Annotated in this window: 10 protein-coding genes and 1 pseudogene; 6 read left to right on the top strand and 5 right to left on the bottom strand. The window is 49.8% G+C overall.

All coding sequences use genetic code 11. From position 1 onward, the window contains the following. Positions 1 to 105: 105 nt before the first annotated feature. The 4 genes from sutA to glnK all read right to left on the bottom strand — a co-directional run bounded on the left by sutA (position 106) and on the right by glnK (position 2,884). Positions 106 to 429 carry a transcriptional regulator SutA gene (gene sutA / locus ACW9JE_RS24085; protein WP_224541044.1) on the bottom strand — a complete coding sequence of 108 codons (324 nt, stop codon included), beginning with the start codon at positions 427 to 429 and terminating at the stop codon, positions 106 to 108. A 101-nt stretch (positions 430 to 530) separates the two neighbouring features. Then, the gene (locus ACW9JE_RS24080; protein WP_110965502.1) at positions 531 to 956 is read right to left on the bottom strand and encodes a secondary thiamine-phosphate synthase enzyme YjbQ; all 426 of its coding nucleotides are present in this window, start codon (positions 954 to 956) and stop codon (positions 531 to 533) included. A 216-nt stretch (positions 957 to 1,172) separates the two neighbouring features. Beyond that, positions 1,173 to 2,510: an ammonium transporter gene (locus ACW9JE_RS24075; RefSeq protein ID WP_224541042.1), complete on the bottom strand. Its 1,338-nt coding sequence runs from the start codon at positions 2,508 to 2,510 to the stop codon at positions 1,173 to 1,175. A gap of 35 nt (positions 2,511 to 2,545) precedes the next feature. Beyond that, complete coding sequence (gene glnK, locus ACW9JE_RS24070) at positions 2,546 to 2,884, bottom strand: P-II family nitrogen regulator (RefSeq protein WP_002555808.1); 339 nt, start codon at positions 2,882 to 2,884, stop codon at positions 2,546 to 2,548. 418 nt (positions 2,885 to 3,302) lie between these two features. Here glnK and ACW9JE_RS24065 point away from each other — a divergent pair, with 418 nt between their 5' ends. Then, positions 3,303 to 3,563: an accessory factor UbiK family protein gene (locus ACW9JE_RS24065; RefSeq protein WP_047596744.1), complete on the top strand. Its 261-nt coding sequence runs from the start codon at positions 3,303 to 3,305 to the stop codon at positions 3,561 to 3,563. Between the two features lie 417 nt (positions 3,564 to 3,980). Next, a complete protein-coding gene (locus tag ACW9JE_RS24060; protein WP_224541040.1) occupies positions 3,981 to 4,502 on the top strand; it encodes a BRO-N domain-containing protein in 522 nt (173 codons plus the stop codon). Positions 4,503 to 4,723: 221 nt separating this feature from the next. On the opposite strand, the gene ACW9JE_RS24055 is transcribed toward ACW9JE_RS24060, so the two are convergent. Beyond that, positions 4,724 to 5,002 carry a HigA family addiction module antitoxin gene (locus ACW9JE_RS24055; protein WP_224541037.1) on the bottom strand — a complete coding sequence of 93 codons (279 nt, stop codon included), beginning with the start codon at positions 5,000 to 5,002 and terminating at the stop codon, positions 4,724 to 4,726. A gap of 490 nt (positions 5,003 to 5,492) precedes the next feature. On the opposite strand from ACW9JE_RS24055, the pseudogene ACW9JE_RS24050 reads away from it, so the two are divergent. The 4 genes and pseudogenes from ACW9JE_RS24050 to ACW9JE_RS24035 form a co-directional block, all read left to right on the top strand. Beyond that, a pseudogene (locus tag ACW9JE_RS24050) lies at positions 5,493 to 6,455 on the top strand (YifB family Mg chelatase-like AAA ATPase); the annotation flags it as partial. 45 nt (positions 6,456 to 6,500) lie between these two features. Beyond that, positions 6,501 to 8,255 carry a recombinase family protein gene (locus tag ACW9JE_RS24045; RefSeq protein WP_153837373.1) on the top strand — a complete coding sequence of 585 codons (1,755 nt, stop codon included), beginning with the start codon at positions 6,501 to 6,503 and terminating at the stop codon, positions 8,253 to 8,255. 294 nt (positions 8,256 to 8,549) lie between these two features. Next, positions 8,550 to 8,921, top strand: a complete 372-nt coding sequence (locus tag ACW9JE_RS24040; RefSeq protein WP_153337869.1) for a plasmid mobilization protein — start codon at positions 8,550 to 8,552, stop codon at positions 8,919 to 8,921. Then, a complete protein-coding gene (locus ACW9JE_RS24035) occupies positions 8,918 to 11,086 on the top strand; it encodes a relaxase/mobilization nuclease domain-containing protein (RefSeq protein ID WP_457328133.1) in 2,169 nt (722 codons plus the stop codon). Before ACW9JE_RS24040 ends, ACW9JE_RS24035 begins: the two co-directional genes overlap by 4 nt. Positions 11,087 to 11,254 lie beyond the last annotated feature (168 nt).

Below are 11,254 nucleotides of genomic sequence, written 5' to 3'. Positions count from 1 at the left end.
GTTTTACACAAGCCCTGTAGGAGCGAGGCTTGCCCGCGAAGCTTTTATCCAGACATGAAAAAGCCCGCAGCGACGGCGGGCTTTTTCAATAAGCGTGGAGCAGGCTCAGATAGGCCGGCTGCCATACTTGTTGTCAGGCTTCTTGGGCGGATCGGCGACCACGTTGGCCTCCACTTCCTGCACCTTGCCACCACGGGCCAGGAACTCTTCCATGGCCTTGGCCAGAGCATCACGCTCTTTGTTCTTGGCTTCGACACTCGGCAGCTCATCGACCGATACCGCAGCCTTGGACTTGCCTTTGGCGGTCGGGGCCGGTGCGTCTTCACCGCTGTCTTCAGCGACGTCTTCGGCCGCTGCTTCCAGGCCTTCTTCGGCCTCGTCTTCGTCGCCTACTTCGAGGTCGTCGTTTTCCAGATCATCGTCGCTCATGTTCTACCTCATGACTTGCGAAAAGCAGGTTAGTTATAGACCAGCTTAGCCTTCTGTCGAAGGCTGCCGGAAAAATTCAATAGTCGCTGGTGACCAGCGGCTCATGCCTCTTCACCGTGCAAGGTGGCGAGGACTTTACGAGCACCGCCAAAATCACGGTGCTCGCCCAGATAAACGCCTTGCCAGGTCCCTAACGCCAGTCGACCCGCCGAAATCGGCAGGCTGATCTGACAGCCAAGCACGCTGGCCTTGAAGTGCGCCGGGAGGTCGTCCAGGCCTTCGTCGTTATGCTCATAGCCGTCTGTTCCTTGTGGGATCAGACGATTGAAAAATCGTTCGAAGTCGCGACGTACTGCCGGATCGGCGTTCTCGTTGATGGTCAACGACGCCGAGGTATGCTGCAGCCACAAATGCAACAGACCGACCCGACATGCCTTGAGTTCAGGCAGGCCGGCGAGTAACTCGTCCGTTACCAGATGAAAGCCCCTGGGCCGCGCCCGAAGGGTTATCAGAGTCTGTTGCCACATACAGTTCTCCGCTCGTTCGGGGCGCATTCTAGCGCGGTCTGGGAAAAAACAAAGGCCCTTGTTTTTCTTGGAACGCGCGTGCCTCTGACCGTAGAAAACCACCTCGTCCAAACGTTCAAAAAGCTGCCGGAAAAAACCTTTCAGCCGCGCCCCTGATGACAAATCCAGGACAAAAAAATGCCCGGCAAGCCGGGCAAGTTTTTTGCGTGCGCGTGCTTACAAGTTGTAGCCGCGTTCGTTGTGAAGCGCCAGATCGATACCGACGGCCTCTTCTTCTTCAGTGACGCGCAGCCCCATCACCGCATCCAGCACCTTGAGGATGATGTAGGTGACGATCGCGGTGTAGATCACGGTGAAGCCAACGCCTTTGCACTGGATCCACACTTGTGCGGCGATGTCGGTCACGGTGCCGAAGCCACCCAGGGACGGTGCTGCGAAAACACCGGTCAGGATTGCGCCGAGGATACCGCCGACACCGTGGACGCCGAAGGCATCCAGGGAATCGTCGTAGCCCATTTTGCGTTTCAGGGTAGTGGCGCAGAAGAAGCACACCACGCCTGCCGCCAGACCGATTACCAGAGCGCCCATCGGGCCTACGGTGCCCGCCGCCGGAGTGATGGCGACCAGGCCGGCAACCACGCCCGAAGCGATGCCCAGTGCGCTTGGTTTGCCGTGAGTGATCCACTCGGCGAACATCCAGCCCAATGCGGCAGCGGCGGTTGCGATCTGGGTCACCAGCATCGCCATGCCGGCGGTGCCGTTGGCAGCAGCAGCGGAACCGGCGTTGAAACCGAACCAGCCGATCCACAGCATCGCGGCGCCCATCAAGGTGTAACCCAGGTTGTGCGGAGCCATCGGGGTGGTCGGGAAGCCTTTACGCTTGCCCAGCACCAGGCACGCCACCAGGCCTGCGATACCGGCGTTGATGTGCACCACGGTGCCGCCGGCGAAATCCAGCACGCCCCAGTCCCACATCAGGCCGCCGTTGCCGGACCAGACCATGTGCGCGATCGGTGCATAGACCACGGTGAACCAGATGCCCATGAACACCAGCATCGCGGAGAACTTCATGCGCTCGGCGAAGGCACCGACGATCAGCGCCGGAGTGATGATGGCGAAGGTCATCTGGAAGGTGATGAACACCGCTTCCGGGAACAGCGCCGCAGGGCCGGTCACGCTGGCTGGCGTCACACCGGCGAGGAAGGCTTTGCCCAGACCGCCGACGAAGGAATTGAAGTTGACGACGCCCTGCTCCATGCCGGTGGTGTCGAACGCGAGGCTGTAGCCAAAGATGACCCACAGCACGCTGATCAGACCGGTAATGGCGAAGCACTGCATCATCACGGAAAGAATGTTTTTCGACCGAACCATGCCGCCGTAGAACAGCGCAAGGCCGGGAATGGTCATGAACAGCACAAGGGCTGTCGCGGTCAGCATCCAGGCGGTGTCGCCGGAATTGAGGACTGGAGCCGCCACTTCGTCCGCCGCCATTGCAAGGCTTGGCATTACGATGGACAACAGGGCTCCTAGCCCTGCGAATTTACGCAGAGTCATTTTGTTTTCTCCTGGGGCGTTGGGTTTGGGGCGGCTTAGATTGCGTCGGTATCGGTTTCGCCGGTACGGATGCGAATCGCCTGTTCCAGATTGACCACGAAGATCTTGCCGTCACCGATCTTGCCGGTGTTGGCCGCCTTGGTTATCGCCTCGATGACCCGGTCCAGATCCTTGTCGTCAATGGCGACATCAATCTTCACCTTTGGCAGGAAATCGACCACGTATTCCGCGCCGCGATACAGCTCGGTGTGACCCTTCTGCCGACCGAAGCCTTTGACTTCAGTGACGGTAATGCCCTGCACGCCGATCTCGGACAGCGACTCGCGCACGTCGTCCAACTTGAACGGCTTGATGATGGCAGTGACTAGCTTCATGAAAACTCTCTCCCGAATTGGTGGACTTGCCCCAGGAAAACAAACCCGTCTCAAGTCTAAGCGCAGTGCCTGGCTTTGTAACGCTTCGTCGGCCTTACCCGCCCATCCGACGCCGCTGACCGTTCCTTGCAAAACACTCCCCGTGTTCCGCCTGGCGCACTGCATTCGTCACAGCGACTGCATCAGTGCATGGGTTACTGGTGTCTTTGCAGAAAGCTTGCCATCTCTACAAAATTCACGGTTTTCAAGTGCTTGCCAGCGGATGCCCGCCGATTCGCGGCAACACCCGGCAAGATACGCACAACAACGGTGCGGCGCCGTCCGTCCGCATGCGCGAAAAGCGTGCACGTTTTCCCGGTGAAAATGACTATGGATGGTGCGTGATACACTGCCCGCCATCGTTATCAGGACACTCACCATGCTCGCGCCAAAAGACTTCCTCGACGCCCTGAGCGGCACCGCCTCCCGCCTCTTCAGCGGCGACACCCCGTTGCCGAAAGCCGAAATCGAAAGCCAGTTCAAAATGCTGCTGCAAAGCGCCTTCAGCAAACTGGACCTGGTGAGCCGCGAAGAATTCGACAGCCAGATGGTCGTCCTCGCCCGCACCCGCGCCCGCCTCGAAAGCCTGGAAGCCAAAGTCGCCGAACTGGAAGCGAAGCTCACCCCGCCCACGGAATAACGCTCTGCCCTTCTGTGGGAGCGAGCCTGCTCGCGATTGAAGGCCGGAACGGCCTTCAGCTTCACCTGTAGGAACTGCCGCAGGCTGCGATCTTTGATCTTTAGCCCTGCAACATTCTCGGCAACGTCCTACAAAAATCACACCGCCGTCCGATTGCGTCGAAAAGCCCCCGGTTTTTATGCTCATTCCCAGCTGGATGTTCAGCACTGGGTTTGGCGACCTGGAAAACCCCGACGCACCGCGACCACATTCGAACAAGGAAATATTCCCATCTCGAGTCATGGCGGCTTTGCGTGGGAGACCTTTTGGTCTGCCGGTTTCGGGATTCTCCGGTTCGCCAACCCGCGCATAGCTGCCACCCTTTTCGTTTGGCGACGATCAGAGGCAGTTTTATTCATTCCATCCCGAGACTGCACCATGGACGAAAACTACCTGACCCCCTACACCTTCACCCGCCATAAACTCCAACTCCACGCCCTCCTCATACAAAACCAACCCTGGTTCTGCGCTCGCGATCTTGGCCGCCTGCTACGCATCTACTTAAACGACCGACTCCTGCGAAAACTCGACCCAGATCAGCACCAGATCACCAGAGTCCTGATCCACGACCACATCGAAAACACCCTGCTCATCAGCGAATCCGGCGTCTACGCCCTGCTCATCTACCACTACTCCCCCGAATACCGAGCCCTGCGCGAATGGCTCACCCACGAAGTCGTCCCCACCCTGCGCGACACCCAACACCCCACCACCACCGAACGCCCACAACTGAGCCTGCTCAACTGGCCACGAATGTCGTTGAGCTTGTTGCACTGGAATAACCAGCCGTGGATCAGGCTGCAGGATGTGCCACAGATGCTGGCGGATGGGGAGCAGGAAAAACGCCCGCTGGTGGGATCGTGGTGGAAACGTGTTTCTCGGATGCTGCAGTCGCTATAACGTCAGAGGCGTCATCTACGCCTTAATGCCAGTCAGTTAAAGATTAAACAGACGATGAGGTCATTGTGGCGAGGGGATTTATCCCCGTTCGGCTGCGCAGCAGTCGCAAACCCTGCCAATGCGGTGTAACAGAAAGACTGCGGTGGCAGATTTTGGGGCCGCTTCGCAGCCCAACGGGGATAAATCCCCTCACCACAATGTCCTCATTGCTGTTAAAGCTCTTAACTGACGGGCAATGAACCACTCCTGATCTGCGCTCTACGCAAATCGTAAGTCGATTGAAGATTCATCCAGAATTCGGGCGTGGTTTTGAAGACTTTGGAAAGCTTGATTGCCAGATCGGCATCGATCCTGATCCGGCATTCCGTCAGCCTCACCACCTCACTCAAAGGCTCATGCATTGAGACGGCCAGATCCAAAATGCTCATGCCCAACGGTTTCATAAACTCCTGACTCAGGATCTCTCCGGGGTGGACCGGGCGCATACCGTTGCTGCTCATGTTCGTCTCCAGACGCAGTATTCAGCGGCCAAGCTGATGCATCAGCTATGACGAGACAATCCCACTCAACCCTTTTCACCGATGTCCTTCAACTACTTGGGAACGATCCTACAAAAACGAGGCCTTGCAGCCGATTACGCTGACCTTCATGGCGGTTGCGTGTGGGAGGCCTTCGGGTCTGCCGGTATTCGCTTGGCCGGCTCGCCAACCTGCACGCAGCTGCCACCCTTCAAAAGAGCCTGAATCTCACCCCAACGAAACTGCATGAATACCACCCTGTAGGAGCTAGCTTGCTCGCGATGGTCGTTAACGATAACGCGGGGTTTCTGTGGTAACGCGTCGTCCTTGAGCCCATCGCGAGCAAGCTCGCTCCTACAGGTGGCAACATCCTGCGAAGGTTTGCTCTCGTCTTCGCCCCGCGAAATTTCCGCCTTGTGTCTACCCTTGAAAAACCCGCAGGAAGCGGCCCCCATCATTTCAAGGAACGATCATGGCTCTCTCCATTGTCCACAGCCGCGCCCAGGTTGGCGTGGATGCTCCCGCCGTTACTGTTGAAGTCCATTTGGCCAATGGGTTGCCGTCGCTGACCATGGTCGGCTTGCCCGAGGCGGCGGTGAAGGAGAGCAAGGATCGCGTGCGCAGCGCGATCATCAATTCGGGGCTGCAGTTTCCGGCGCGGCGGATTACGTTGAATCTGGCGCCGGCGGATTTGCCCAAGGATGGTGGGCGGTTCGATCTGGCGATTGCCTTGGGGATTCTGTCGGCGAGTGTGCAGGTGCCGACGCTGACCCTCGACGATGTGGAATGCCTGGGCGAGTTGGCGTTGTCCGGCGAGGTGCGGCCGGTGCGCGGGGTGTTGCCGGCGGCGCTGGCGGCGCGCAAGGCCGGGCGGACGCTGGTGGTGCCGCGGGCGAATGCCGAGGAGGCGTGTCTGGCGTCGGGCCTGAAGGTGATTGCGGTGGATCATCTGCTGCAGGCGGTGGCGCATTTCAACGGGCATACGCCGGTTGAGCCTTATGTTTCGGATGGTTTGTTCCATGCCGCCAAACCTTATCCCGATCTCAATGAAGTTCAGGGCCAACAGGCAGCCAAGCGCGCGCTGCTGATTGCGGCGGCTGGGGCGCACAACCTGCTTTTCAGCGGACCACCGGGGACGGGGAAGACGCTACTCGCCAGTCGATTGCCTGGGTTGTTGCCGCCTCTGACTGAGCAGGAGGCCCTGGAAGTGGCGGCGATCCAGTCGGTTTCCAGTGGCGCGCCGCTGACCCATTGGCCGCAGAGACCGTTTCGCCAACCCCATCACTCAGCATCGGGCCCGGCGCTGGTCGGTGGCAGCTCAAAACCGCAACCCGGCGAGATCACGTTGGCCCATCACGGTGTTCTGTTTTTGGACGAGCTTCCGGAATTTGATCGCAAAGTGCTGGAGGTTCTCAGGGAGCCGCTGGAGAGCGGCAGGTGTTATTCTCACACTTTCTGACACGGACACAGGAAGCTCCAAATGCCTACCGCTTACGCATACATACGCTACTCATCAAAAGCCCAAGGTGAAGCCGGTAGGGATTCCGTAGACCGTCAAATGGCATCAATCCAAGCCATTACAAAGCAACAAGGTATTGAGTTGCCGCCCGAGAATATCTACTCGGATACGGGCATATCTGCACACGATGGAAGCAACAAACGAAAAGGAAAACTAAAAGAACTCATTGATATGATTAGCGATATGCATATCAAAGAGGGCGATTATATATTTGTTGAAAGTATCGACCGGCTTAGTCGTCAAAGACTTCTGCAAGCAAAAGAGCTAGTCAATGGCATCCTTGAAAAAGGGGTTATTTTAATAACCACTATTGATGGTCAACGATATGAAAAACCAAACGAAACAAACCGTATTGATGACTTACAGCAAGATATTCTTTTAAGTGTTATCGCAAAGCGAGCATACGAAGAAAGTAAGACAAAATCAGTTCGTAGAAAATCCGCATGGAATAGAGCCAAGAAGTTAGCCGAAGAAGAAAAAGTCATTTTTAACGCCCATAATCCACCATATGGAATTCGATACAATACAGAGCTTAACTGCTTTGAAATCGAGGAAGAAGAAGCTCAGGAAATAAGAGATTTCTTTGAGAGCTTGAAATATGTTGGCGTGTCATTGTCAATTAAAAAGCTCAATGCTTATTCAAAACGAAAATGGTCAAGTAGAAATATAAAGCATCTAATAGATACGAAATACGTTCTCGGTGCTTACATGGCTCAACGAAGAGACGAAAACAAAAAGAAAGTATTTGAGCGATACATTGAAAACTATTATCCGCAAATCGTTTCATATGAGCTGTTTAATGAAGCAATAGCAGCAATGAAAAATAGAGCACAAAGAAAAAACTACGGCAACCAAAGTGTTGGTAGCTTGAACATTTTCCGCCACAGCATCAAATGTGATTGTTGTGAGGCATCTATGTTGTTTGAAAAACAAACAAACCCCAAAGGCGTCGTTTATCCGTATTTTCAATGCTACACACGCAAAGAATTAAAAAATGGATGTGACCAACCACGCTTTCGTTTTGACTTGGCTTTTGGGTTATTTCTTGAACTCATATATCAATCCACGACGGATGAAGACTTCGACGTTCACCCGTGGCAAAACGAAATGCCGGATACTGAAATTGAGTATGAATGGATTACTCGCGAAAGCGGCATGAGGTATCGCCTTCCAACACAGGAAGATATTGATGAGGAAGAACGAGTAGAAAATTTTAAAGAGCTACTAATCAAGCTACTTTCAAACAGAGAAAACCAAACCAAAGACAACAAGATAATTGTTGAATTGAGCAACCTATTGCTTGAACAAAAAAGTTACAGAGACAACCTGATGAAGTCTTTTGCAGGCTTCACCAGCGGTGTTATCCCGCAAGAATTCTTGCAAGTAGTCAGCAAAACAGAAGCAACCATCAACGATATTGAACAAAACCTTGCAGAGCTACAAACACAAATAAACATCAAGAAAACCACTATAAACATTTACTCGGAAAACGACATAATTGATTTATATAAAACAGAAGATGGCCGCTTAAAAATAAATCAATTCTTTGTCGCTAACGATATAACTTTCAAATTCAAATTCGACAAAACCACAAGAACTTTGTTTGCGAAGATTTTCCAGAATGGTTTTGAAATTGACCGCATAGCAAAACATTTCAGTCTACATAATCCACTTAAAGAGTTTGGCATCAACAATCTTAACGAATATTTCAATTGACGCCATCATAATAAAATTAGGCTGCCTAAGTAGGTGGCCTTTTTTATGTCTGCTATACGTTACTATACGCTGCTACACACAACTAGCACGCCACCTACTCATTCTTGAATACTATACAAACTTGAAAACATTTTAATATATGGTAACTTGATATTAGTAGTTTGAATTCTTTATATGCGAGCAATGTAAATGTATAGCAATTTCACTCCGTTCATTGCTTACATTTACGCTCGATTTTTCGCACTACGTTTGAAAAATTAAAATCAAAAACAAATCAACAACCATGAGGAATGTATGAATGATAATAAAAAACCAAGACAATTAAATGTAAGAATTTCCGAAAGTGATTACATAAAAATCGAACAACAAAGAGACTTGATAAATAAAAGCCAGTCCGGCTTTATTTCTCACGTCGTTAATAATGGCATCAATGAAATTATTCAAGTCACCCATCCTGAGCTTAGACAAGATATTGATAAGATTGAAAAGTTGCTGGGCGGATATGGGAACAACTTAAATCAAATAGCCAAAAGCCTAAACGCAAAAGAAGAGCCACCCTTTGATATTCTGCAACAACTAAATGCTCTCGACAAAAACATAACCATACTTACTAACAAGTTGGACAAACTAAAAAAGGAGAAGTTAACCATTGTAGGTAAGTCATGATACGCAAAAAACTCAGCACTCAAAAATCAAAATCAGCCATTTACAAAACGGCCAAGTATTTCAACAAAGAAGATGGGTGCGTATTATTCGAGTCCAACATGCACACGCCTTTGAATGCTTCAAAGAAAGATATTGCGAAAGCAATATCGCAATCAATTGAAAGCGATATTACTGACGACAAGAAAGGTAGAAAGCAATCAGTTAGAACCCAGCACGATGTTGTTAGCTTTCATACGAATGACAATATTACACCAGAGCAAGCCCGAGATATTGCAAAAGAACTTTATGAGGCCACGCATAAACTTTCAAACAGAAAGTATTCGTTAGGCGTTCACATTGATACAGATGAGGTTCATGTTCATATTGTATGGGCAATAAAAGACTTTGATGGTAAATGCTACAACGTCAGCAACGACTATCGCAAGATAGAAAGAGAGTGCGAACTTCTAGAAAAGAAACACAACTTGATTGCTCCCAAAAATAGAATATCAAGAGACATTGATACTTTGAACAATAATTCAAAATACAAAAACAAAACAGCGGAGCAAAAGAGAGATTTAATAAATAAAAAATACGCCTACAAAAAACCATCATCAAATGAACGCATGCTTGAAATACGTGGGATTATTTCTAATAAAGAAGAAATGAAGACTGACTTAAAAATTTTCCTGCAACAGTCTAGCTCTCCGAGTGACTTCATAAAAAAAATCGCAGATAACGGATACAACGTTATCTATAATGGGAAAACATCCTTTTCCATTCAACATGAAGACCAGATATTCAAAGCATCCGAGCTTGGCCTATCTTACAAAACACTTAAAGCGAAACTAGGTGATGACACTGGCTTTGAGCAGACTTTGAAAAATAAGCACAACGTTAAGAAATACGAAGATTGTTCTATTGCTTCCAAGGAAGCAGCACCCGACTACATGAAAAAGATTAAACCGAACTCAGTGCTTGCCACCAAGTTCAAGTTTATTCAGCATAGTGACAAGGTTGAATATTTCTATAATTCAGCCAGCAGCAAGAAATCATTCGAGTATTACAAAGACCCATCAAAAGTTTCATTCCATGATTTATCAAGACAGTCAGCAAAGGCTGGCATTCAAAGACTTGTTGCCGACGCCAAACCACCACAATCATTTACAGTGAATGGCCCTGATTTCTTTAAGAAAAATATATGGCTTGAATTTCAGTTAATGGGATTGGAAGCCAAAGGGTTCAAGCTTGAAGGTTACAAACCTACACCAGCAGACCTTGAAGAATTGAAGAAAATCCAAGAGCAATACGCTTCTATGAACAAGAAGCCAGAACCTAAACTAGAAGCTCCTACGGTGGCCGTAGAGCCAGCTAAACCAGTAGAACCTATCATTGTCCCACCAGTCATGCCTACGCCTGCTCAAAACGCACCAGAGACACCAGAAGAGCCTACAAAGCAGGTTGAACAAGAACACGTTGCAGCGACTAATGATGACTTGATTGATGAGTTGAATAGTATGTTTAAACCTACCCCACAAGACGCCTTACGTGAGGTATTGAATAAGGTCACACCAGAAATGCTTTGTATGGAACACGGTTCTATTACTTGCCGCAGATGTTTCGGAAATGAATTTGACAATGCACCAGCAGATAAAAAAGAAGAGTTCAAACAACTCAACACAGAATTATTTGTGGCTTACACTGACCACCCAAACTTGAAAGGTGAGTTTGATGAAATCATCATCGACCACAAACAGTTGTTAAAGGATACCCCTATTTATGCGGAATCACTTAATGCGTATCAAGCTCAAAAGACAATTGAGATTAAACAAGATTTCAACATCTTCCTTAAAGAAATTGAGCACAACAACCCCGGCTTTGACTTTCTTGATGAGGAAGCCTATGAAGCTAACAAGGAGTTTGTAGAGAGACTTAAAGAATTTGATGTTGATGGCTTAGATGAAGCAAGGCAAGAAATTGAACTATATGAAGCAATACAGAAGAAACTTGAAAAGATAGAAAGCCCGGAAATCAGGGAAGAGATACTACAAGAGAAAATAAACGAACGTAATGAGAAAATTGAAGAAGCACAAAAACAGAATAAGCTAGATAATGACCAAAACAAAAGAACCCGTCGCCGTGGGGTTGGAATGGATTTAAAGCCGAGACGTAAAGAAGATAAATAAAAAGCCCTATGGGCTTTTATTTGTCTTGGGTTTGAAAGTTTCTAATCCCCACTTGTAGCGTTACATCTTTGTTGAATCCGTTAACTTTGCTTACATCTAAGTATTCCTTCATGCAATCATTTATAAAGCGTGACAACGGAAATTTGTGAGTATTGGCAATTTCTCTAA

Source organism: Pseudomonas sp. SDO55104_S430 (assembly GCF_054070595.1).
The sequence above is the reverse complement of the archived record's forward strand: the minus strand, read 5'-3'. Positions and strand labels throughout refer to the sequence as shown.

Coding starts and splice junctions, on each gene's coding strand:
- ACW9JE_RS24040 (WP_153337869.1), top strand. CDS start 8,550: ATGAATGATAATAAAAAACCAAGACAATTAAATGTAAGAATTTCCGAA.
- glnK (WP_002555808.1), bottom strand. CDS start 2,884: ATGAAGCTAGTCACTGCCATCATCAAGCCGTTCAAGTTGGACGACGTG.
- ACW9JE_RS24055 (WP_224541037.1), bottom strand. CDS start 5,002: ATGAGCAGCAACGGTATGCGCCCGGTCCACCCCGGAGAGATCCTGAGT.
- ACW9JE_RS24075 (WP_224541042.1), bottom strand. CDS start 2,510: ATGACTCTGCGTAAATTCGCAGGGCTAGGAGCCCTGTTGTCCATCGTA.
- ACW9JE_RS24065 (WP_047596744.1), top strand. CDS start 3,303: ATGCTCGCGCCAAAAGACTTCCTCGACGCCCTGAGCGGCACCGCCTCC.
- ACW9JE_RS24035 (WP_457328133.1), top strand. CDS start 8,918: ATGATACGCAAAAAACTCAGCACTCAAAAATCAAAATCAGCCATTTAC.
- ACW9JE_RS24045 (WP_153837373.1), top strand. CDS start 6,501: ATGCCTACCGCTTACGCATACATACGCTACTCATCAAAAGCCCAAGGT.
- ACW9JE_RS24060 (WP_224541040.1), top strand. CDS start 3,981: ATGGACGAAAACTACCTGACCCCCTACACCTTCACCCGCCATAAACTC.
- sutA (WP_224541044.1), bottom strand. CDS start 429: ATGAGCGACGATGATCTGGAAAACGACGACCTCGAAGTAGGCGACGAA.
- ACW9JE_RS24080 (WP_110965502.1), bottom strand. CDS start 956: ATGTGGCAACAGACTCTGATAACCCTTCGGGCGCGGCCCAGGGGCTTT.